This window comes from Kitasatospora sp. NPDC051705, assembly GCF_044453265.1.
Lineage (GTDB): Bacteria > Actinomycetota > Actinomycetes > Streptomycetales > Streptomycetaceae > Kitasatospora.
The window spans coordinates 312,580-333,663 of record NZ_JBITCO010000002.1 but is presented as its reverse complement, the minus strand read 5'-3'; the positions used below and the strand labels follow the sequence as shown (position 1 = coordinate 333,663).

Sequence of the window (21,084 nt, the reverse complement as noted above, 5' to 3'; positions counted from 1 at the left end):
CGCCCGCCCTCCGCCACCTCCCGTGCCCGGGCGCGCCGCGCCGCCGCGCCGTCATCCGCCCTTCCCCGCCGGGGTTACGCACCGGTAACCCCGGTCTTCCGCCGCACCGGCCGGTCGCTTAGGGTCGGTCCCGCCCGCACGTCCCACCCCGCGACGTCCCACCCCGCGACGTCCCGCCCCTCTACGTCCCACCCCCGTGCCGTCCCGCCCCACCCCGGAGGTCCGCAGCCGCATGAGCATCCGTACGACCACCCGTGCCGTCCTCGGCGGGCGCCTGCGCCCGGCCGCCGGCCTGCTCGGCGGCTTCGCGGCCACCTCGGCGGCGCACCTGGGCGCGATCCTGTCCGGCTCGCCGGTGCTGCGCAACGCCACCAAGCCGGCCCTGATGCCGCTGCTGGCCGCCCACAGCGTGACGGCCGCCACCGCCGCCGGGCGCCGGGCGCCGCGGCAGTTGGCGCCCGCGCTGCTGCTGAGCGCGGGCGGGGACGTGCTGCTCCAGCTGAAGACCGACCCGGCGTTCCTGGCCGGCATGGGCTCGTTCGCGGCGGCGCACGTGTGCTACGTGACGATGTTCGTCCAGCGCGGGGCGCTGAACGAGCGCCGCCGGGCGCTGGTGGTGGCGGCCGCGTACGCGACGGCCTGGGCGGCCGTGATCGGGCGGCTCTGGCCGGACCTGGGGGACCTCCAGGTGCCGGTGGCCGGCTACAGCCTGCTGCTCGCCTCGACGGCCGTCACCTCGGCCGGCCTGGGCTGGCGGACCGGGCTGGGCGGTGCGCTGTTCCTGCTCTCCGACACGCTGATCGCCACCCAGCTGGCGAAGTGGAAGGAGCTGCCGGGGCATCAGTTCTGGATCATGGCGACGTACGTCCTGGCGCAGTACCTGCTGGCGAGCGGCACGCTCCGGCACGAGCAGGAGCACGGCGGCCCCGACCGGTCCGACGCGGGCGACGGCACGGCCGCCGGTCACCGGTTCTCCCCGCAGACCGTCTGAGACCCGTCCGCGCGCCGCCGCACCCGTCGGGGCCGGGGGCGCGCGGACGGGTCCGGGGGCGCGCGGACGGGTCCGGGGGCGCGCGGACGGGTCCGGGGGCGCGCGGACGGGGCGGCGGGGCCGTCAGGCGCCTCGCCGGCGCAGCAGCCAGAAGCCGCCGATGCCGCCCGCGACGAGCGCCAGGCCGCCGGCGAGCTCCGCCGGATCGGCCGCGACCGAACCGCCGAGGCCGGTCTTCACCGCGCCGTGCGGGGCGACCTGCTGGCTGCCGGCGCCGGACTGGCCGAGCGAGCCCGCCCACTCGCCGGCGGCCTGGCCCCACTCGCCGAGGGTCTTGTCCGGGGTGGCGGCCGCGACGGTGGCGACGGTGACACTGGTGGAGAAGGTGCCGCCGTCCGGGCAGGTGCCGTCGACCTTGCTGTCCCCGGCGTGCTGGCCGGCCAGCCGGGCGGAACCGGTGTGCTTCCCGTCGGCGCCCAGGGTGAGGGTGGCCGGGCCGCCCTCGAAGGCCGCCGAGTGGGCGGTGATGGTCTTGGCGTCGGGCTTGTCCGACTTCTCGCAGGAGACCGTGACCGTCACGGTCTGGCCCGGTGCGGCCTGGGACGGACTGACCGAGGCCGCGCCGTCCCTGGCGGAAGCGAGGGGGGCCGTCAGGCCGGTCAGCACCGTCGCGCCGATCAGGGCGGCGGCGGCCGTACGCGTGGGGCGCATGCCGGAACCTCCGGGATTCTCGGGCGCAGCCGGGGGAACTCCGATGTCCACGTGGTCGAACGACTGCACCCGGTTACTCACCGACGGTAGGGAGGCCACCGGGGCCCGGCCACCCGGTCTGGACCGTCCGGGTGAGCACCCCTCACCGTGCGTGAGCCGCCGCCGACGGCCCTGCGGCGCGTCGACGGCGGCTCACCCTCGGCGGCCCACCTGCTGCGGCCCGCGCGCGGCGACTCCCCCTCGGCGACTCACAGGTCGAGGTCCACCACGACCGGCGCGTGGTCCGAGGTGCCCTTGCCCTTGCGGGCCTCGCGGTCCACGTAGCTGTCGGTGACGGCGTCGACGAACGGCTTGTTGGCGTAGGTAAGGTCGATCCGCATGCCGCGGTTCTTCGGGAAGGCCAGCTGGCGGTAGTCCCAGTAGGTGTAGGGGCGGTCGTACTTGAGCGGACGGGGCATCACGTCGTGCAGGCCGATCTCGCCGAGGGCGGCCAGCGCGGCCCGCTCGGGCGGGGTGACGTGGGTGAGCCCCTCGAAGGCGGCGACGTCGTAGACGTCCTCGTCGGTGGGGGCGATGTTGAAGTCCCCGAGGACGGCGAAGGGGCGCTCGCCGGCGGCGTCCCCGGCGGCGGCCAGGCGCAGCGCCTCCAGCCACTCCAGCTTGTAGCGGTAGTGCGCGTGGTCGACCTCGCGGCCGTTGGGCACGTAGACCGACCAGACCCGGACCGGGCCGCAGGTGGCGGCGACGGCTCGCGGCTCGACGTCGGGCAGCAGGGCGCCGTCGGCGAGGTAGCCGGGCTGGCCGGGCAGGTCGCGCACGACGTCCTCGAGGCCGAGCCGGGAGACGACGGCGACGCCGTTCCAGCGGCCGGTGCCGTGGGCCGCCGTCTCGTAGCCGAGGGCGCGGACCTCGTCGTGCGGGAAGGCGTCGGCCGCGCACTTGAGCTCCTGGAGGCAGAGCACGTCGGGCTTGGCGCTCTCCAGCCACTCCAGGAGCTTGGGCAGCCGGGCGGTGACGGAGTTGATGTTCCAGGTGGCGATGCGGACGGTCACGGCGGGCGGCCTTCCCGGTGGTTCGGTACGGACAGGGGTGGGCCCCGCGGGAGGCCCACCCCGAACATACCGCCCGGCACCGACGGCCCCGGCCGGTCAGCCCGCGGGCCGCACCACCGCGGCCGAGCCGCCGCCGCGCCGCACCGGCTCGGCGGCCGCCACCCAGCGCCCGTCCGGCAGCCGCTCCACGCCGGTGGCGGCGCCGATCTCGGCGACGGGCGCGAAGACGTGCCCGAGCGCCTCCAGCGCGGGCCGCTCGGGCAGCGCGAGGAAGCCGGGCTCGGCCTGGGTGGCGGCGGTGTTGCGCTGGCTGGCGCGCGGCGCCGCGATGGCCTGCTCCAGGCTCAGGCCCCGGTCGAGCCGCCCCAGCAGCACCTGCAGGGTGGTCGTGATGATGGTGGCGCCGCCGGGGCTGCCGGTGGCGAGCAGCGGTTCGCCGTCGCGCAGCACGATGGTCGGGGAGATCGAGGAGCGCGGGCGCTTGCCGGGGCCGGGCAGATTGGGGTCGGGGACGCCGGGGGTGAGCGGGGCGAAGTCGAAGTCGGTGAGCTCGTTGTTGAGCAGGAACCCGCGGCCGGGGACGGTGATGCCGCTGCCGCCGGTCTGCTCGATGGTGAGCGTGTACGAGACGACGTCGCCCCAACGGTCGGCGACGGTCAGGTGGGTGGTGTTGGGGCCCTCGTAGGGCTCGGCGACGGCGGGGCCGGCCGAGGCGCAGTCGGCGGGGTGGCGCGGGTCGCCGGGGGCGAGCGGGCTGGTGAGGGCGCGGCCGGGGTCGATCAGGCAGGCCCGGGAGGCGGCGTAGCGCGGAGAGAGCAGCTGCGCGGTCGGGACGTCCTCGGAGGCCGGGTCGCCGACCCAGCGGTTGCGGTCGGCGAAGGCGATCCGGGAGGCGTCCAGGAAGTGGTGGTAGTACTGCGTGCCGTCGTACGCGGAGAGCTCGCCGTCCTCCAGGATGCCGAGGGCCTCGCCGACGGTGGTGCCGCCGGAGCTGGAGGGGGCGATGGAGTAGACGTCGTAGTCGCGGTAGGCGACGTGGGTGGGGGCCTGGCGGCGGAGCTGGTAGGCGGCGAGGTCGGCGGTGTCCACCCTGCCCGGGCGGGCGTTGCGGCCGGAGGCCGGGTCGACCGGCGGGTGCTGCACTGTGTCGGCGATCTCCTTGGCCAACTCGCCCTGGTAGAAGGCCTTGACGCCGTCCTTGGCGAGCAGCCGGTACGTCGCGGCGAGGTCGGGGTTGCGCAGCACGGAACCGACCGCGGGGAGGTTCCCGCCCGGCAGGAAGGTCTTCGCGGTGGCCGGGAAGTCCTTGAACCGGCTGTAGTTGTCGGAGGTCTGGCCCCGGAAGGTGTCGTCGACGACGAAGCCGTTCTCGGCGATCCGCTCGGCGGGCTCCAGGACGTCGGCGAGCGGGCGGCTGCCCCACTGGCGCAGCGCGGCGTCCCAGGTGGCGGGGGTGCCGGGGACGCCGACGGACAGGCCGCTGGTGACGGCGTCGGCGAAGGGCAGCGGTTTGCCGTCCTCCAGGAACAGCCCGGTGCCGGCGGTGCGGCCGGCCACCTCGCGGCCGTCGACGGTGTGCACCCGGCCGGTGGCGTGGTCGTAGTAGACGAAGTACCCGCCGCCGCCGATGCCGGAGGAGTAGGGCTCCGTCACCCCGAGCGCGGCGGCGACGGCCACCGCCGCGTCGACCGCGTTCCCGCCCTTGCGCAGCACCTCGATCCCGGCGGCGGTGGCGTCGGCGTCGACGCTCGCGACGGCGCCTCCCCAGCCGACCGCCTCCGGCACCTTCGGCGGCGGCGCGGCGGCCCCGGCCGGCCCGGTGGTGGACCAGACGAGCGCGGTGGCGAGCAGCAGTGACGGTGCGAGACGGGCCAGCGCCCTCATCCGAGTCCTCCTGAGTCGACGTCAACTCAGTTGTTCCACAGGCGACATGGATCCGACAACCACACCGCGACACTACCGGCGGGTAGCCTGCGCGTCGGGCGGGGCGAGGCAGAGAGGGGCGGAGAGGGGCGGAGAGGGAACAGATGACAGAGTTCAGATGACAGATTTCAGCGAACAGATAACGTCATCTGTTCGCTGAAATCTGTTCGCCGAAACCCGTCCGCCGGACCGGTCAGCCCGACGCGCTGCGCTCGACCCGGCGCCGCTTGATCGTGCGGAAGCGGCGGGCGACCTGGCGGGCGAGGTCGGCGGCGCCGACCAGACCCGCCTCGTTGCCGAGGGCGGCGTGCACGATGGCGGCCTCCGGGCGGAAGCCGCGCCCGGTGAGGGTGCGGCGGAAGGTGTCCCGGGCCGGGCCCAGCAGCAGGTCGCCGGCCTCGGAGACGCCGCCGCCGATGACGAAGCGGCCCGGGTCGAGCGCGGCGGCCAGGTTGGCGATGCCGACGCCCAGCCAGGTGCCGACCTCGTAGAGCAGTTCGGTGGCGGTCGGGTCCCCGGCCCGGGCGGCCTCGGTGACCAGCGGGCCGGTGATGCCCTCGACCGCGCCGCCGGCCCGGGCGAGCAGCGGCTGCACCACCGGGGACTCCTCGGCGACCAGCTCGCGGGCGTCGCGCACCAGCGCGTTGCCGGAGGAGTACTGCTCCCAGCAGCCGCGGTTGCCGCACGGGCAGCGGTGGCCGCCGGGCAGCACCTGCATGTGCCCGAACTCCCCCGCCAGGCCGTACTTTCCGCGGTCGACGTAGCCGTCGCGCACCACGGCGCCGCCGATGCCGGTGCCGAGGGTGAGCATCACCATGTGGTCCTCGCCGCGGCCGGCGCCGAAGCGCCACTCGGCCCAGGCGGCGGCGTTGGCGTCGTTCTCGACGATCACCGGGAAGCGCAGCCGCTCGCTGAGGGCCTGCTGGAGCGGTTCGCCGCGCCAGTTGAGGTGCGGGGCGAAGAGCACCGTGGAGCGCTCGGCGTCGACCCAGCCGGCCGCGCCGATGCCGACGGCGTGGACGTCGTGCCGGTCGGCGAGCTCCAGCACCAGGTCGACGATGACGTCCTCGACGACCTTGGGGCTCTTGCTCTTGTCCGGGGTGTCGGTGCGCAGCTTCTCCAGCACGTTGCCCTCGCCGTCCACCACTCCGGCGACCACCTTGGTGCCGCCGATGTCGACGCCGATGGTGGGCAGCCGCAGTATCCCGGCGGGCAGGGCACGGCGGCGGCGCTCGGCCCGCGGGCCGAGGCCGAGCAGGGTGGGCAGGACGGCCGGCCGGGTGCCGCCTTGGGGGCTGTTCACGGCTGCGGACGCTCCTCACGAGGGGTGGTGGGGTCGGGGCGGGCCAGCTCGTGCGAGAGTTCGGCGAGGTCGGAGCCGCCGGCCATCTCGGTGGTGAGCTGTTCGAGGCCGATCGCGGCACGCGGGTGGCTGCCGGCCATCCGGCCCCGCTTGAGCAGGGTGAAGTGGTCGCCGACCAGGTACGCGTGGTGCGGGTTGTGGGTGATCAGGACGACTCCGAGCCCGGCGTCGCGGGCTGCGGTGACGTACTTGAGGACCACCCCGGACTGCTTGACGCCGAGCGCGGCGGTCGGCTCGTCCAGGATGAGCACCCTGGCGCCGAAGTGCACGGCGCGGGCGATCGCCACGCACTGGCGCTGCCCGCCGGAGAGGGTGCCGATCGGGCGGTCGACGTCGTGCAGGTCGACGCCCATCCGGGCGAGCGCCTCGCGGGTGGTGGCGCGCATGCTCTCGGCGTCCAGGCGCAGCCCGCCCCAGCGGCGGTGGCCCTGCTCGGAGCCGAGGAAGAAGTTGCGCCAGACGGGCATCAGCGGGACGACGGCGAGGTCCTGGTAGACGGTGGCGATGCCGAGGTCCAGGGCCTGCCGCGGGGAGGTGAGCCGGACCTCCTCGCCGCCGACGGTGTAGGTGCCCTCGTCGTGCTGGTGCAGTCCGGCGATGATCTTGATCAGGGTGGACTTGCCGGCCCCGTTGTCGCCGAGCACGCAGCTGATCTCGCCGGCGTGCAGGGTGAGCGAGACGTCCTGGAGGGCGCGGACGGTGCCGTAGGTCTTGCCGACGCCCTCCAGCGCGAGGAGTTCTTCGCTGCTCATCGCGGCCCCCGTTCGGCCTGGCGCTTGACGTAGGCGTTCAGCAGGGCGGCGAGCAGCAGCATCGCGCCGAGGAAGAACTTGAACCAGTCCGGGTTCCACTGGGCGTAGATGATCCCCTTGCTGACCATGCCGAAGATCAGCGCGCCGAGCGCCGAGCCGACCACCGAGCCGTAGCCGCCGGTGATCAGGCAGCCGCCGATGACGGCCGCGACGATGTAGATCAGCTCGTTGCCGACGCCCTCACCGGACTGCACGGTGTCGAAGGAGAACAGCAGGTGCTGGCCGAGCACCCAGGCGCCGAAGCCGACGCCGAGGTAGAGCAGCGTCTTGGTCCGGGCGACCGGCACGCCCACCGCACGGGCGGCGGCCGCGTCACCGCCGACGGCGAAGATCCAGTTCCCGAAGCGGGTGCGCAGCAGGATCCAGGTGCCGACCGCGAGCAGGCCCAGCCACCACCAGACGGTGGCCTTGACGGTCAGTCCGCCGACGGTGACCTCGGAGGCGAACAGCCAGCGGCAGGAGGCGAAGCCCTGCATGTCGGAGATCGGCTTGGTGGAGACGGTGCCGGATACCAGCTTGGTGACGCCCAGGTTGGCACCGGTCAGCATCAGGAAGGTGCCGAGGGTGACGATGAAGCTGGGCAGCCGGGTGCGGCCGAGCATCCAGCCGTTGAAGCCGCCGACCGCCAGCGTGACGGCGAGCGAGACGGCCACCCCGACCCAGGTCACCGCGGTGAACTGGTAGGAGACCATCGAGGAGGTCAGCGCGGCGGTGGTGACCAGCACGCCGGCCGACAGGTCGAACTCGCCGCCGATCATCAGCAGCGAGACCGGGACGGCCATGATCCCGATGGTGGACGCCGCGTAGAGCACGGTGCCCAGCGAGGAGACCTGGAGGAAGGGCCCGGCCGCGGCGGCGAAGACCAGGAACACCGCGACGGCGGCGATCAGCGAGCCGAGTTCGGGGCGGGCGAGCAGGCGGCGCAGCGCGGCCGGGCGGTCCTGGGCGAGGACGTCGGTGGCGGTCACCGCGTCCCCCTCGCGACGTACTCGGCGAGCGCGTCGGCGTCGTCCCTGGTCAGGATCTGCGGTCCGGTCGCGACGGGCTTGCCGCCGCCGAGCATGTCGAGGTTGCTCCGGTAGAGCCAGAGCAGGTCGACGCCCTCGTAGCCCTGCAGGTAGGGCTGCTGGTCGACGGCGAAGCCGACGCTGCCGGACTTGAGGCCGGCGACGACCTGCTGCCCGAGGTCGAAGGTGTCCAGCTCGACGGGGCGACGGGCGTCCTGGATCGCCTGCAGCCCGGTGGCGGCCATCGGGCCGGAGAGGGTCAGGACGGTGTCGACGGACGGGTCGGCCTGGAGCTTGGCGGAGATCGCGGCGCGGGCGTCGGGCATGTTGACGCCGTCGACGTAGAGCACCTGGAAGGTGCCGCCGGCCTTGGCCTGGGCGCCGGCGCAGCGCTGCTCCTGGCCGACGTTGCCCTGCTCGTGGATGACGCAGAGCACGTTCTTGCGGCCGCGGCCGGCCAGCTCGGTGCCGGCGGCCTGGCCGGCGGTGGACTCGTCCTGGCCGATGTGGGTGAGAGCGCCGAACTTCGCGGAGAACTCCTGGCCGGAGTTGATGGTGATCACGGGGATGCCGGCGGCCCTGGCCTTGCCGAGGACGTCGGCCATCGCGTCGCCCTTGGCGAGGGTGACCAGCAGGCCGTCGACCTTCTGGTCGATGGCCGCCTGGACGAGCTGGACCTGGTTCTGGGTCTGCGCGTCGTTGGAGTACAGGAAGGTGATGTTGTCCTTGGCGGCGGCCTGCTCGGCGCCCTTGCGCACGCTGTCCCAGAAGGCGTCGCCGGCTCCGGCGTGGGTCACCATGGCGACCTTCCAGCGCGGGGTGGTGACGGCGCTGCCGGCGGCGGCCGCCGCCTTGGCGCGGGCCTCCTCGGCGCGTCTGCCTCCGGTACTGCTGCAACCGGCCGCGGTGACCGCGAGTGCCAGGACGGCGCACACGGGCCAGATGCGGCGGGACGGGCGAAAGCGGGTTGTGCTCATCCCCCTATCCTCTCTGGCCGCCCGCCGCGTGATCGCACCGCCTCGCCCGGCGGGGTGCACGGCACGGGAGGTAAGGTGCCTCGGGGGACCTTCCTGGAAGTTCGCTGGACATCTCGTCCGGACGACCGCCGTCCGGGTGGCGCCGACAACGCCGACCCACCGCAGGTTCAGCACGGAGACGTGATGTTCCTCTCAGGTTCCGCACAGATTCGGACGGCAACCGATCATCGGTTCACTGCCGTCCAATGCCATTGGAGTGCGTCCGGGCGAGTGGGGTCCGGACGGCCAGCGACCCGGATACGAGAACTCGATGCAACTGACAGGTACGCCATTCTTCGTCCTCACCGTCATCCTGGTGCCGGTGTCCATCGCGGTGGCGTTGCTCTTCTGGGGAAAGGTCCCCGGACCGAACCCGGTGCGGATCCTGTCCAGGCTCGTCATGATCATGTTCTGCCAGGTCACGGCCGTGCTGATGGTCTTCGTCATGGTCAACAACGCCAACCTCATCTACGGCAGCTGGGACGACCTCCTCGGCACCGGTGACCACGTCCGGGCCGTGCCCTCCGTCCCGCCGGCCGAGCCGGGCGCCCCCGCCGGCCAGAGCGGCGGCCAGAACAGCGGCGACGCCGCCAAGCAGCCGCCGAAGGTCGCCCAGAAGTTCGGCGGCGTCAACGACCCGGCGGTGCCCGGCGACGTCCAGAAGACCGAGCTCAAGGGCCAGGTGTCCGGCGTCGACGGCGAGGTGCTGGTCTGGCTGCCGCCGCAGTACAACGACCCGGCGTTCAAGGACAAGAAGTTCCCGGTCGTCGAGCTGATCCCCGGCTACCCCGGCTCCTCCTCCACCTGGTACGGCACCCTCAAGGTCTCCGAGCAGCTCAAGCCGCTGATGCAGCAGGGCAAGGTCGCCCCGTTCATCCTGGTCTCACCGCGCACCCTGCTGCTCGGCAACCACCAGGACGCCGGCTGCACCGACATCCCCGGCAAGGTCAACGCCGACGCCTGGCTCACCCGCGACGTGCCGCAGATGGTCCTGGACAACTTCCGCGCCGACCCGTCCGCCGACCGCTGGGCGATCGCCGGCTACTCGGCCGGCGCCCACTGCGCGGCCAAGCTGTCCCTGGCCCACCCCAACCGCTACCGCGCCGCCGTCTCGATGTCCGGCTACAACGACCCGGCCTCCGAGGGCGACTCGCTGGTGGGCAAGGACCCGAAGCTGCGCGAGGCGAACAACCCGGTCAACATCCTGAAGGCCGCCCAGACCCCGCCGAAGGTCTCCCTCTTCATCAGCGGCAAGAAGGGCGACGGCCTGGAGGACGCCCAGGCGATCCAGGCCGCGGCCAAGGAGCCGACCAAGGTCCAGATCCAGGAGACCCCGGGCCCGCACTCCACCGAGCTGTGGAAGGGCATGGTGCCCAGCGCCTTCGAGTGGCTGACCGGGGTCATCCCGGTGCAGTGACCGCCCCCTGAGCACCCGGCAGGGCCCGCCGCGAACACCGCGGCGGGCCCTGCGGCGTTCCCGGACCCGCCGGAGGCGACGGCGCCGCCGGAGGCCGGACGGCGATCCGGATCCCAGGCACCGCGGACCCGCCGGAGGCCACGGGCCCGCCGGAGGGCACGGATGTCGTGGACGCCGCGCGGGCCCGGGGAGCCGTCAGGCCAGTTCGAGCGCCAGGTAGAAGTCCACCCGGTCCTCCAGCCGGGACAGGTCACGCCCGGTCAGCTCCTCGATCCGGCCGATCCGGTAGCGCAGGGTGTTCACGTGGACGTGCAGCTGGGCGGCGCAGCGCGTCCAGGAGCCGTCCGAACGCAGGAACGCCTCCAGGGTGCGGACCAGGTCCGCCTGGTGCTCGATGTCGTACGCGATGACCTTGTCCAGCAGCCGGCTGCGGAAGGCCCGGCGGACCTCGTCCGGAACGGCCGCCAGCAGCAGCACGTGCGAGGCCAGCTCCTCCGGGCCCGCCACGCAGACCCGGCCGACCCGGGCGGCGGCGATCCGGCGAGCGTGCCGGGCCTCCTCCAGGGCGCCGCGCAGGCCGCCGGCCTCGGCCGCGGGGGCCGAGACGCCGAGGGTGATCCGGCCCTCCGAACCGAGTCCGGCCTCCAGCGGGGCCAGCAGCTCGCGCAGGGTGTCGGCGGGCACCGCGGCGTCCAGGGCGGGCAGGACCACCACGGCGCCGGTGCCGGCCCCGGCGATCAGCGCGCGGTCGCTGGTGCCGCCGAGGGCCTCCTCCAGCACCGCGCGCACCATGCCCTCCGGCAGACCGGTGCCCTCGGCGCTGACCACCAGCCAGGAGCCGTCCTGGACCTGGGCCCTGGGCTCGGGGCTCTCGTAGCGGGCGGCCATCGCCGAGGAGGCGTACAGGGCGCGGCTGATCTCCGCCGGATCCGCGTCGCGCTGCAGCCGGTCCAGCAGTTCGTCGGCGAGCCGGCGGCGCAGCCGGCGGCCCTCGTCGCGGCGCTGGCGCTCGGCGGCGACCAGCCGGGCCAGGTTCTCGGCCAGCTGCTGGCGCTTGGTGGTCCACTCGGTGACGTCGCCGGCGACGGCGAGCATCCAGTCGGCCAGCGGCGCGTCCTGCTCGGCCGAGGCCGCGGCGGGCAGCAGCGAGTAGGAGCCGCCGGCCAGCCGGGCCCGGTGCGGGGGGCGGCGGCGCTGGCGCTGCGCGCCCAGGTGGGCGCGCACCAGCTGGTCGCGGTCCTCGGCGGACAGCCGGTCGGCGGGGCCGGCGATCACCGCGCCGGTGGGGGTGAGCACCCAGCAGTCGAGGTCGAGGTCGCCGCCGAGCAGGTCCAGCACGGCGTCCAGGCCGCCGCCGCCGGCCGCCGAGACCAGCAGGCGGTGCCGGTCGACGAGGGCCGCGAGGTCGGCGGCCCGGTCGGCCGACACCTGGCGGCCGATGAACTCGGTGACGGTGCCGAAGGCGATGTCGTCCGGTACCGCCAACAGGGGCATCCGGTGCCGTCGACAGGCCTCGACCAGGTCCTCGGGCACCGGGCCGACCTCGGCCTCGCCGGCCGCCAGGGCGACGGCTCCGCCGGCCACGATGGTGCGCACGAACCGCTCGGAGTCGGCCGGGCCGGTGCGCCAGAGCATGCCGGTGAGCACCAGCTCGCCGCCGTGCAGGTAGCGCCCGGGGTCGTGCAGGTCCGTGGTCATCACGCCGCTGACCTGCCGGTCCAGCTCGTCCTCCGCCGCGAGCAGGCGCAGTCGCGGGGCGCCGGGGGCGAGCAGGTCACGGACACGCATCCGCGGACTCCTAACGGGCTGGGGGGGTGAGGGTGGGGGCCCGGGCACGCTGCCGGGGGTCACAGTGTGCCCGAACATCCGTGCTCGGCGTTACGTACCACCGGGCCGCCGGATCACGGGCCCGTAGCTTGCGAATCACGACCGGATTACGGTCGTAGGTAGCACCCGGTGAACACCTGGGCTGCGGAATTGCGCTCCTTAGAGGAACGTACAGGATGCCGGGCTGGAGCACAGCCGGGGCTTCATGCCATCGGTGACTGCCAGTGGGCCCCGTCACAGCGGTTCACTGGGCGACACGCCGCCGGACACAACCCGGTGACCGGGGCCCGACGCGGAGGCGACGAAGCGGTTAGCGAGGTCCGAACACCGAGTTCCGGGCACTGTGCCCACCCGTTCGGCAGGCGACGACTTGAGGAGACACCCGCATGGAGTTCCTTCGGCCCGCTACCTGGGACGAGGCACTCGCGGCGAAGGCTGAGTACCCGACCGCGCTGCCCATCTCGGGCGGTACGGACGTCATGGTCGAGATGAACTTCGACGTGCACCGGCCATCCGCGATTCTCGACCTGAACCGCGTCACCGAGCTGACCGAATGGTCGAACGACGGCAGCGTCGTCAAGCTCGGCGCCTCGGTCCCCTACGCCCGGATCATCGACGAGCTGTCCGGGCCGCTGCCCGGGCTGGCGCTGGCGGCCCACACCGTCGGTTCGCCGCAGATCCGCAACCGCGGCGGCGTCGGCGGCAACCTCGGCGGCGCCTCCCCCGCCGGTGACGCGCACCCCGCGCTGCTGGCGGCCGGCCGCGACGTGTTCGTCGAGGCGGCCTCGGTGCGCGGGACCCGGATGATCCCGATCGACGAGTTCTACGTCGGGGTGAAGCGCAACAGCCTGGAGGCGGACGAGCTGATCCGGGCCGTGCACATCCCGGTCGCGGACGGCCCGCAGCAGTTCTCGAAGATCGGCACCCGCAACGCCATGGTGATCGCGGTCTGCGCCTTCGGCTTCGCCCTCCACCCCAAGAACGGCACGGTCGGCACCGGCATCGGTTCGGCCGCCCCCACGCCGCGCCGCGCCGTCGAGGCCGAGGAGTACCTGCAGGGCGTGCTCGCCGAGCGCGGCCTCTGGGAGTCCGGCGGCCTGCTGGGCACCGAGGTGATCCAGCGCTTCGGCGAGCTGGTGAAGGCCGCGGCCTCGCCGATCGACGACGTCCGCGGCACCGCCGAGTACCGGCGCCACTCCCTGGCCGTGATGGCCCGCCGCACCCTCACCTGGTGTTGGAACGACTACAGCAAGCAGATCAGGAGCGCGGCATGAGGGTCACTTTCACCGCCAACGGCAAGCCGGTCGAGGCGGACGACGTCTGGGAGGGCGAGAGCCTCCTGTACGTGCTGCGCGAGCGGGTCGGCCTGCCCGGCTCGAAGAACGCCTGCGAGCAGGGCGAGTGCGGCTCCTGCACCGTCTACCTGGACGGCGTGCCGGTCTGCTCCTGCCTGGTCGCGGCCGGCCAGGTGCAGGACCGCGAGGTGCGCACCGTCGAGGGCCTGGCCGAGGAGGACGGCGAGCTGGGCCTCGTCCAGCAGGCGTTCATCGACGCCGGCGCCGTGCAGTGCGGCTTCTGCACCCCCGGCCTGCTGGTGCAGACCGACGCACTGCTGGAGCGGGACGCCCAGCCGAGCGACAACGACATCCGCGAGGCGCTGTCGGGCAACCTCTGCCGCTGCACGGGCTACGAGAAGATCATGGACGCGGTGCGGCTGGCGTCCGCCCGCAAGTGCGCCGGGGAGGCGGAGTCCGCATGAGCACGCGCACCATCCAGGGACAGAAGAACCTCCAGAACATCGACCAGGCGTCCAAGGACGGCATCGGCGGCTCGCCGCTGCGCCCGGACGGCAACCTGAAGGTCAAGGGCGAGTTCGCGTACTCGTCCGACATGTGGCACGAGGACATGCTCTGGGGTATGGCGCTGCGCTCGCCGCACCCCCGCGCCAACATCCTCTCCGTCGACATCTCCGAGGCGCTCAAGGTGCCCGGCGTCTACGCGGTGCTCACCCACCGGGACATCCCCGGCTCGAAGTACTACGGCCTGGAGATCCAGGACCAGCCGGCGCTGGCCATCGACAAGGTCCGCTACCACGGCGAGGCGATCGCGCTGGTCGCGGCCGACCACCCTGAGACGGCCCGCCGCGCGGTGAAGAAGATCAAGGTCGAGTACGAGGTGCTCACCCCGATCGTCACCGAGGAGCAGTGCCTCGACCCCGAGACCCACGGCTACGTGCACGAGCCGCACGAGTACAAGTCGCACGGGTACGGCAACATCTGCCACGAGCAGAAGCTGGTCTCCGGCCTCGGCGTCACCGACGAGGTGCGCGCGCTCGCGGACGTCGTCGTCAGCGGCGACTACGAGGTCGGCATGCAGGACCAGGCCTTCCTCGGCCCCGAGTCCGGCCTCGCGGTGCCCGCCGAGGACGGCGGCATCGACCTGTACATCGCCACCCAGTGGCTGCACGTCGACCGCCAGCAGATGGCCCCGGTACTCGACCTGCCCGAGGAGAAGGTCCGGCTCACCCTGGCCGGCGTCGGCGGCGCCTTCGGCGGCCGCGAGGACCTGTCGATGCAGATCCACGCCTGCCTGCTGGCCCAGCACACCGGCAAGCCGGTGAAGATCGTCTACGCCCGCGACGAGTCCTTCTTCGGCCACGTGCACCGCCACCCGGCGAAGATGCACTACGAGCACGGCGCCACCCGCGACGGCAAGCTGGTCTACGCCGACTGCCGGATCGTGCTGGACGGCGGCGCGTACGCCTCCGCCTCGCCCGCCGTCGTCGGCAACGCGGCCTCGCTCGGACACGGCCCGTACGTGATCCCGAACGTCAAGATGCACGCCATCGCGCTGTACAGCAACAACCCCTCCTGCGGCGCCATGCGCGGCTTCGGCGCCGTCCAGGCCGCCTTCGGCTACGAGACGCAGATGGACAAGCTGGCCGCCGCGCTCGGCATGGACCCGGTCGAGCTCCGGCAGCTCAACGCGATGTCGGAGGGCGACCACATGCCCACCGGCCAGCAGATCGACTCGCCGGCCCCGGTCGCCGAACTGCTGCGCCGCGTCAAGGACATGCCGCTGCCGCCGCCGCTGGACACCGAGCACCTGGACGTGCGCCAGCTGCCCGGCGCGCTGTCCAACACCTCGCACGGCGAGGGCATCGTGCGCGGTGTCGGCTACTCGGTCGGCATCAAGAACGTCGGCTTCTCCGAGGGCTTCGACGACTACTCCACCGCCCGGGTGCGCCTGGAGGTCATCGGCGGCGAGCCGGTCGCCATGGTGCACACCGCGATGGCCGAGGTCGGCCAGGGCGGCGTCACCGTGCACGCGCAGATCGCCCGCACCGAGCTGGGCGTCGAGCTGGTCACCATCCACCCGGCCAACACCGAGGTCGGATCGGCCGGTTCGACCTCCGCCTCCCGCCAGACGTACATGACCGGCGGCGCGGTGAAGCTGGCCGCCGAGGCCGTCAAGCGGGCGCTGATCGAGAAGGGCCGCCGCCGCTACGGCTGGACCCACGACGACATCACGCTCAACGGCGGCAAGGTCGTCTCGGCGGGCTCCGGCGCGCTGGTCTCCATGGTCGACCTGCTCGGCGACGAGGCCATCGACCTGACCCGCGAGCACCACCACCGCCCCACCGTCCCGTTCGACAAGGAGACCGGCCAGGGCTTCGGCCACGTCCAGTACACCTTCTGCGCCAACCGCGCGGTGGTGGACGTGGACGTCGACCTCGGCCTGGTCAAGGTGGTCGAGCTCACCGCCGTCCAGGACGTCGGCAAGGCGCTCAACCCGCTCTCCGTCGTCGGCCAGATCCAGGGCGGCTGCACCCAGGCGCTCGGCCTCGCCGTGATGGAGGAGATCATTGTGCGGGACGGGAAGGTGCGCAACGCCTCCTTCACCGACTACCTGATCCCCACCATCCTCGACACCCCGCCGATCCCGGTGGAGATCCTCGAACTGCCCGACCCGCACGCCCCGTACGGGCTGCGCGGCGTCGGCGAGGCCCCGACCGTGTCGGCGACGCCGTCGATCGTGGCCGCCATCCGCAACGCCACCGGCCTCGCGCTCACCCGGATCCCCGTCCGGCCCGAGCACCTGACCACCGAACAGCCCGGCTGACCGCGGGACCACGACCTCCCCGGGGCGGCGACCGTCTTCCCCGCCGCCCCGGGGCAGCACAACCCCACACGGCATCACCCACCACGCAGTACAGGCACCCCCATGCACCACCAGCCGACACGCGTAAGCCCCATCCCGCTGCCTCTCCCACGCCGGGGTTCTGCAGCGGTGCGCACCACCTACGCACCGCAGGCACCGCCACAGTGTGCGCCCAGTGAGTCGAACAGTCCCCCTGCGCCAACCTCGTTGACTGGCGATCAGGTCGGCTCGCCCACCCCAACCCCCTTTGACACTTGGGAGTGGACATGACCCGGATCCCCACGGAAGCCGGCACCACCGAAGAAAGACCCGCCGAGGACGACGCCACAGCGCCGTCCCCGGAAGCACGACCGAAGAACGCGCTGGACTCGTACTTCAAGATCTCGGCCCGGGGATCGACGCTCGCCAACGAGCTGCGGGGTGGCCTCACCACCTTCATGGCGATGGCGTACATCATCCTGCTCAACCCGATCCTGCTCGGCGGCGCCGACAAGACCGGCTTCAAGCTCGACCACGCGCAGCTGACCACCGCCACCGCGCTGGCCGCCGCCGTCACCACCATCCTGATGGGCGTGATCGGCAACGTGCCGCTCGCGCTCGCGGCCGGCCTCTCCGTCTCCGGCGCCGTCTCCGCGATCGTGGTCCCCAACACCACCTGGCCCCAGGCCATGGGCCTGTGCGTGGTCTACGGCCTCCTGATCGTCCTGCTGGTCGTCTCCGGCCTCCGGCAGAAGATCATGGACGCGATACCCCTGCCGCTCAAGCACGCCATCACCATCGGCATCGGCCTGTTCGTCGCCCTGATCGGCCTCGTGAAGTCCGGCTTCATCCACCACGGCCCGGACCCGTTCGGCCCGCCCGTCTCGCTCGGCCCCAAGGGCGAACTCGTCGGCTGGCCCGTCCTGGTCTTCGCGATCACCCTGCTGACCATCTTCGTGCTGCTCGCCCGCAAGGTGCGCGGCGCCATCCTGATCGGCATCGCCGGCGGCACCGTGGTGGCCTTCGTCGTCAACGCCACCGTCACGCTGCCCGAGCACACCTGGGCCAGCTCCGTCCCCGAGTGGCCCGGCAGCCCGATCGCGGCCCCCGACTTCGGACTCTTCGGCAAGGTCGACCTCTTCGGTGCCTTCGGCAGCCAGGGCATGGGCGCCATCAGCGCCTCGGTCGCGGTCTTCGCCCTCGTCCTGGCCGGCTTCTTCGACGCGATGGCGACCATCATCGGCGTCGGCACCGAGGCGGGCCTCGCGGACAAGCAGGGCCGGATGCCCGGCCTGTCCAAGGCGCTGTTCATCGACGGCGCCGGCGGCGCGGTCGGCGGTGTGGTCGGCGCGTCCGGACAGACCGTGTTCGTCGAGTCCGCCACCGGCGTCGGCGACGGCGCCCGCACCGGCCTCGCCTCCACCGTCACCGGCGCCATGTTCGCCCTGATGCTGTTCTTCTCCCCGCTCGCCGGCATCGTCCCGGTCGAGGTCGCCTCCGCCGCCCTCGTCGTGATCGGCTCGATGATGATGAGCCAGGCCCGGCACATCGACTGGTCGGACCGCGAGGTCGCCATCCCGGCCTTCCTCACCTGCGTCCTGATGCCGTTCACGTACAACATCACCGCGGGCGTCGCCGCCGGCGTCATCTCGTACGTGACCATCAAGGCCGGCACCGGCAAGTGGCGCGAGCCCAGTGCGCTGATGTGGATCCTCACCGTCGTGTTCCTGGTCTACTTCGCCCTCACCCCGGTCAAGTCCCTGCTGGGGGCCCACTAAGCGGCACCGCCGCCGTACGGGATCGTTTCCCGTACGGCGGCGTTCCGGCACCGGCCCCCGCCGCCCGTCCACGCCCTCCACGCCGTCCGCCCCGTCCGCCCCCACGAACCACGGCCCCCGACCCCGACCCCGCGGCCCGCCGGCCCGCCGGCCCCCGACCGACAAGGAGCCCCCGACATGCAGGACATCGCCGAGCAGCTGCAGGCCTGGCACGCGTCCGGGCGCTCCTTCGCCGTCGCCACCGTCGTCGGCGTCTCGGGCAGCGCGCCGCGCGACCCGGGCGCCGCACTGGCCGTGGACGCCGCCGGCGAGGCGGTCGGCAGCGTCTCCGGCGGCTGCGTCGAGGGTGCCGTCTACGAGCTGTGCCAGGCCGCCATCGAGTCCGGCGAGCCGGTGCTCGAACGCTTCGGCTACAGCGACGAGGACGCCTTCGCCGTCGGCCTGACCTGCGGCGGAATCCTCGACGTCTTCGTCCAGCCGGTCGTCCCCGGGGCCGACGCCGGACTCGACGCCGGCATCGCCTACATCGCCTCCGGCACCCCGGTGGCGCTCGCCCGGGTGATCGCCGGGCCCGGCGCACTGGCCGGCGCCACCGTCGCCGTCACCGCCGACACCCACCACGGCGCCCTCTCCCCCGCCCCCACCGTCGTCGGCGCGCTCGAGCGGGCGATCGTCACCGAGGCCCGCGCCATGCTCGACGCCGGACGCACCGGGCGCATCGTGCTCGGCCTGGACGGCCGCCCCTGCGACGAGCACGAGCAGGGCACCGTCACCTGCTTCGTCGAGTCCTACGTGCCCGCGCCGCGGATGCTCGTCTTCGGCGCCATCGACTTCGCCGCCGCCGTCGTGCGGATCGGCAAGTTCCTCGGCTACCACGTGACCGTCTGCGACGCCCGCCCCGTCTTCGCCACCCGGCGGCGCTTCCCCGACGCCGACGAGGTCGTCGTCGACTGGCCGCACCGCTACCTCGACTCCCAGCTCGACCGGATCGACGGGCGCACCGTGCTCTGCGTGCTCACCCACGACGCCAAGTTCGACATCCCGCTGCTGGAACGCGCCCTGCGGCTGCAGGTCGGCTACGTCGGCGCGATGGGCTCGCGCCGCACCCACCGGGACCGCGAGACGCGGCTGCGCGAGGTCGGCCTCACCGAGGCCGAGATCGGCCGGCTGCGCTCACCCATCGGGCTCGACCTCGGGGCCCGCACACCCGAGGAGACGGCCGTCTCCGTCGCCGCCGAGATCGTCGCCCACCGGCGCGGCGGCAGCTGCCTGCCGCTGAGCGCCGGGGACGGGCCGATCCACCACGAGGCCGCCGCGCAGGCCCCCGCCACCGACGCGCCCTCACCCGCCGCCCTCACCCGGGCCTCGTCGCACGCGGCCTGAGCGGACCGCGGTCGGGGTCTGGGTCTGGGTCTGTGTCTGTGTCACGGTCGGGGCCGCAGCCGGTGTAACGGCCGGGCCGCGGTCGGGATCGGGAGGCCGGCCCGGGGGCGGGTGCGGCGGTCGGCTGCGGACCCGGCGGCGGCGGTCGCCGGCCGGCTCAGCCCTCCGGGACGGGGGCGGTGACCACCGCGTGCGCCTCCAGGATCCGCGGCGGCACGGTCGGGATGCCCACCTCCTCGAGGATCGGCATCAGCACCTCGCTGAACCGGATGAACGCCCCGCGGGCCTCCCACACGTCCGTGACGTGCCAGCCGTCCTCCGTCGGCCCGGCCGCGTGCGAGAGGAGGCCCGGGACCGGCAGGTCCGAGGGCTGGTGGAGGCCCTTTCCGCCGGTCAGCCGGTAGATCGCGGCGTCGTACTGGGCCTGGGTGACACCGGGGATGTCGAAGAGCACGATGATCGCCATGTGTCGCTCCTGTGCGCTCGGGAATGGCGATTCCCATGCAGCCCCGGCGCCGTCACCGCGGCCAGTCCTGGGCGGCCGGCCGAGTGACGTTGCGTGCCCACCGCCGCGGCGGGACGCTGGAGTTGCGGACTCGCCCGAGCCCCGGGAAGGAGCGGCGTCATGCGCGCGCTGCTGGAGATCGAGATCGACACCGAGACGTCCAACAGGCTCATCGCCGACGGCTCGATCGGCGAGAAGTTCGAACGGCTCCTCGGGAACCTCAAGCCGGAGGCGGCCTACTTCTTCGCCCGCAACGGACGCCGCTGCCAGATCATCGTCGTGGACGTCCCCGACGAGGCGGCGCTGCCGTCCATCTGCGAACCGTTCTGGCTCGAGATGAACGCCGACATCGACGTGCACCTCTGCATGAACGCCCGGGAACTGCGCGAGGGGCTCTCCCGGCTCGGCCGCTGAGCGGGGCGTCCGGCGGGGTACGACGGGCGGGCGGCGACTGGCGGCGGGGGCGGGCAGCGAGGGACGGGCGGCGGCGGACGGGCAGCGGCGGGCGGCTCAGTCCGAGAGGGCCAGCTTCAGGCCGAAGCCCACCACCACGATCCCGGTGACCCGGTCCATCAGTCGGCGCGCGGCCGGGCGGCGCAGCCAGCCGCGCACCGCCTGCGCGAAGCCCACCAGGACCGTCGACCAGAGCAGGCCCTCCACGACGTGCACGCAGGTCAGCGCCACGCCGGCGGCGAAGTGCGGCGCCCCGGCCGGGATGAACTGCGGCAGCACCGCCACGTAGAAGACCCCCACCTTGGGGTTGAGCAGGTTGGTCAGCGCACCGCGCCGCCAGCCCTGGACGAACCCGCCGTCCGCGGGCCCCTCCTCGGCTTCCGGCTGCCCGCTCCTGCCGCGCAGCATCCCGACGCCCATCCAGACCAGGTACGCGGCCCCGCCCCAGCGCAGCGCCTCGTAGGCCAGCTGCGAGGCCGTCAGCAGCGCCGTCACCCCGGCCGAGGTGAGCGAGCCCCACACCAGGGTGCCGGTCTGGATCCCCAGCACGACCCCCCACGCCTGCCGCCGCCCGCCCAGCGCGGACGTCCGCAGGACCAGTGCCGTGTCGAGCCCGGGCGTGAGCGTGAGCAGGCCCACCACCAGCGCGAATGACCAAAGAGCCGTCGTCATCTCCATGGACCTCGATCCTGTCACACCCTCCGGG

General features: G+C 73.3%; 18 protein-coding genes. 8 read left to right on the top strand and 10 right to left on the bottom strand.

The window, feature by feature from the left end; all coding sequences use genetic code 11:
- The first annotated feature begins 232 nt into the window (after window positions 1-232).
- A complete protein-coding gene (locus ACIA8Q_RS04090) occupies window positions 233-991 on the top strand; it encodes a lysoplasmalogenase (RefSeq protein ID WP_360219896.1) in 759 nt (252 codons plus the stop codon).
- 123 nt (window positions 992-1,114) lie between these two features.
- Here ACIA8Q_RS04090 and ACIA8Q_RS04085 read toward each other — a convergent pair whose 3' ends face one another.
- The 7 genes from ACIA8Q_RS04085 to ACIA8Q_RS04055 form a co-directional block, all read right to left on the bottom strand.
- Window positions 1,115-1,702: a hypothetical protein gene (locus ACIA8Q_RS04085; protein ID WP_363362972.1), complete on the bottom strand. Its 588-nt coding sequence runs from the start codon at window positions 1,700-1,702 to the stop codon at window positions 1,115-1,117.
- Window positions 1,703-1,950: 248 nt separating this feature from the next.
- A complete protein-coding gene (locus tag ACIA8Q_RS04080) occupies window positions 1,951-2,754 on the bottom strand; it encodes an exodeoxyribonuclease III (protein WP_387897262.1) in 804 nt (267 codons plus the stop codon).
- 96 nt (window positions 2,755-2,850) lie between these two features.
- Window positions 2,851-4,638, bottom strand: a complete 1,788-nt coding sequence (gene ggt / locus ACIA8Q_RS04075; protein ID WP_360214024.1) for a gamma-glutamyltransferase — start codon at window positions 4,636-4,638, stop codon at window positions 2,851-2,853.
- A 232-nt stretch (window positions 4,639-4,870) separates the two neighbouring features.
- Window positions 4,871-5,980 (bottom strand): ROK family glucokinase, encoded by a 1,110-nt coding sequence (locus tag ACIA8Q_RS04070; protein ID WP_387897258.1) that lies wholly within the window; start codon window positions 5,978-5,980, stop codon window positions 4,871-4,873.
- On the bottom strand, window positions 5,977-6,792 hold the full coding sequence (locus ACIA8Q_RS04065; RefSeq protein ID WP_396316720.1) for an ATP-binding cassette domain-containing protein: 816 nt from the start codon (window positions 6,790-6,792) through the stop codon (window positions 5,977-5,979). Before ACIA8Q_RS04065 ends, ACIA8Q_RS04070 begins: the two co-directional genes overlap by 4 nt.
- Entirely contained in the window at window positions 6,789-7,820 is a 1,032-nt protein-coding gene (locus tag ACIA8Q_RS04060) for an ABC transporter permease (protein ID WP_360214020.1), read from the bottom strand. The genes ACIA8Q_RS04065 and ACIA8Q_RS04060 overlap by 4 nt, the downstream gene beginning before the upstream one ends.
- Window positions 7,817-8,836 (bottom strand): substrate-binding domain-containing protein, encoded by a 1,020-nt coding sequence (locus ACIA8Q_RS04055; protein WP_360214018.1) that lies wholly within the window; start codon window positions 8,834-8,836, stop codon window positions 7,817-7,819. Before ACIA8Q_RS04055 ends, ACIA8Q_RS04060 begins: the two co-directional genes overlap by 4 nt.
- A gap of 310 nt (window positions 8,837-9,146) precedes the next feature.
- Between ACIA8Q_RS04055 and ACIA8Q_RS04050 the strand changes: the two genes are divergently transcribed.
- On the top strand, window positions 9,147-10,292 hold the full coding sequence (locus ACIA8Q_RS04050; protein ID WP_360214016.1) for an alpha/beta hydrolase-fold protein: 1,146 nt from the start codon (window positions 9,147-9,149) through the stop codon (window positions 10,290-10,292).
- Window positions 10,293-10,487: 195 nt separating this feature from the next.
- Here the strand turns inward: ACIA8Q_RS04050 and ACIA8Q_RS04045 are convergent, their stop codons facing one another.
- On the bottom strand, window positions 10,488-12,080 hold the full coding sequence (locus ACIA8Q_RS04045) for a helix-turn-helix domain-containing protein (protein WP_360214014.1): 1,593 nt from the start codon (window positions 12,078-12,080) through the stop codon (window positions 10,488-10,490).
- A gap of 425 nt (window positions 12,081-12,505) precedes the next feature.
- Between ACIA8Q_RS04045 and ACIA8Q_RS04040 the strand changes: the two genes are divergently transcribed.
- The 5 genes from ACIA8Q_RS04040 to ACIA8Q_RS04020 all read left to right on the top strand — a co-directional run bounded on the left by ACIA8Q_RS04040 (window position 12,506) and on the right by ACIA8Q_RS04020 (window position 19,420).
- On the top strand, window positions 12,506-13,393 hold the full coding sequence (locus tag ACIA8Q_RS04040) for an FAD binding domain-containing protein (protein WP_360214012.1): 888 nt from the start codon (window positions 12,506-12,508) through the stop codon (window positions 13,391-13,393).
- On the top strand, window positions 13,390-13,878 hold the full coding sequence (locus ACIA8Q_RS04035) for a (2Fe-2S)-binding protein (protein ID WP_360214010.1): 489 nt from the start codon (window positions 13,390-13,392) through the stop codon (window positions 13,876-13,878). Before ACIA8Q_RS04040 ends, ACIA8Q_RS04035 begins: the two co-directional genes overlap by 4 nt.
- Window positions 13,875-16,241, top strand: a complete 2,367-nt coding sequence (gene pucD / locus ACIA8Q_RS04030) for a xanthine dehydrogenase subunit D (RefSeq protein ID WP_360214008.1) — start codon at window positions 13,875-13,877, stop codon at window positions 16,239-16,241. Before ACIA8Q_RS04035 ends, pucD begins: the two co-directional genes overlap by 4 nt.
- A 305-nt stretch (window positions 16,242-16,546) precedes the next feature.
- The gene (locus ACIA8Q_RS04025; protein WP_396316719.1) at window positions 16,547-18,037 is read left to right on the top strand and encodes an NCS2 family permease; all 1,491 of its coding nucleotides are present in this window, start codon (window positions 16,547-16,549) and stop codon (window positions 18,035-18,037) included.
- Window positions 18,038-18,214: 177 nt separating this feature from the next.
- Window positions 18,215-19,420 (top strand): XdhC/CoxI family protein, encoded by a 1,206-nt coding sequence (locus ACIA8Q_RS04020; RefSeq protein ID WP_360214006.1) that lies wholly within the window; start codon window positions 18,215-18,217, stop codon window positions 19,418-19,420.
- 157 nt (window positions 19,421-19,577) lie between these two features.
- Here ACIA8Q_RS04020 and ACIA8Q_RS04015 read toward each other — a convergent pair whose 3' ends face one another.
- Window positions 19,578-19,886 carry a hypothetical protein gene (locus ACIA8Q_RS04015; protein WP_360214004.1) on the bottom strand — a complete coding sequence of 103 codons (309 nt, stop codon included), beginning with the start codon at window positions 19,884-19,886 and terminating at the stop codon, window positions 19,578-19,580.
- Window positions 19,887-20,045: 159 nt separating this feature from the next.
- Here ACIA8Q_RS04015 and ACIA8Q_RS04010 point away from each other — a divergent pair, with 159 nt between their 5' ends.
- Window positions 20,046-20,339, top strand: a complete 294-nt coding sequence (locus tag ACIA8Q_RS04010; protein WP_360214002.1) for a hypothetical protein — start codon at window positions 20,046-20,048, stop codon at window positions 20,337-20,339.
- Window positions 20,340-20,435: 96 nt separating this feature from the next.
- Here the strand turns inward: ACIA8Q_RS04010 and ACIA8Q_RS04005 are convergent, their stop codons facing one another.
- Window positions 20,436-21,056: a LysE family translocator gene (locus ACIA8Q_RS04005; RefSeq protein WP_360214000.1), complete on the bottom strand. Its 621-nt coding sequence runs from the start codon at window positions 21,054-21,056 to the stop codon at window positions 20,436-20,438.
- Window positions 21,057-21,084 lie beyond the last annotated feature (28 nt).

Excerpts from the sequence above, each read along its gene's own strand:
- pucD (WP_360214008.1), top strand. The coding sequence starts at position 13,875 with ATGAGCACGCGCACCATCCAGGGACAGAAGAACCTCCAGAACATCGAC.
- ACIA8Q_RS04010 (WP_360214002.1), top strand. The coding sequence starts at position 20,046 with ATGCGCGCGCTGCTGGAGATCGAGATCGACACCGAGACGTCCAACAGG.
- ACIA8Q_RS04040 (WP_360214012.1), top strand. The coding sequence starts at position 12,506 with ATGGAGTTCCTTCGGCCCGCTACCTGGGACGAGGCACTCGCGGCGAAG.
- ACIA8Q_RS04005 (WP_360214000.1), bottom strand. The coding sequence starts at position 21,056 with ATGGAGATGACGACGGCTCTTTGGTCATTCGCGCTGGTGGTGGGCCTG.
- ACIA8Q_RS04015 (WP_360214004.1), bottom strand. The coding sequence starts at position 19,886 with ATGGCGATCATCGTGCTCTTCGACATCCCCGGTGTCACCCAGGCCCAG.
- ACIA8Q_RS04020 (WP_360214006.1), top strand. The coding sequence starts at position 18,215 with ATGCAGGACATCGCCGAGCAGCTGCAGGCCTGGCACGCGTCCGGGCGC.
- ACIA8Q_RS04045 (WP_360214014.1), bottom strand. The coding sequence starts at position 12,080 with ATGCGTGTCCGTGACCTGCTCGCCCCCGGCGCCCCGCGACTGCGCCTG.
- ACIA8Q_RS04050 (WP_360214016.1), top strand. The coding sequence starts at position 9,147 with ATGCAACTGACAGGTACGCCATTCTTCGTCCTCACCGTCATCCTGGTG.
- ACIA8Q_RS04035 (WP_360214010.1), top strand. The coding sequence starts at position 13,390 with ATGAGGGTCACTTTCACCGCCAACGGCAAGCCGGTCGAGGCGGACGAC.
- ACIA8Q_RS04055 (WP_360214018.1), bottom strand. The coding sequence starts at position 8,836 with ATGAGCACAACCCGCTTTCGCCCGTCCCGCCGCATCTGGCCCGTGTGC.
- ACIA8Q_RS04090 (WP_360219896.1), top strand. The coding sequence starts at position 233 with ATGAGCATCCGTACGACCACCCGTGCCGTCCTCGGCGGGCGCCTGCGC.
- ACIA8Q_RS04025 (WP_396316719.1), top strand. The coding sequence starts at position 16,547 with ATGACCCGGATCCCCACGGAAGCCGGCACCACCGAAGAAAGACCCGCC.
- ggt (WP_360214024.1), bottom strand. The coding sequence starts at position 4,638 with ATGAGGGCGCTGGCCCGTCTCGCACCGTCACTGCTGCTCGCCACCGCG.
- ACIA8Q_RS04065 (WP_396316720.1), bottom strand. The coding sequence starts at position 6,792 with ATGAGCAGCGAAGAACTCCTCGCGCTGGAGGGCGTCGGCAAGACCTAC.
- ACIA8Q_RS04085 (WP_363362972.1), bottom strand. The coding sequence starts at position 1,702 with ATGCGCCCCACGCGTACGGCCGCCGCCGCCCTGATCGGCGCGACGGTG.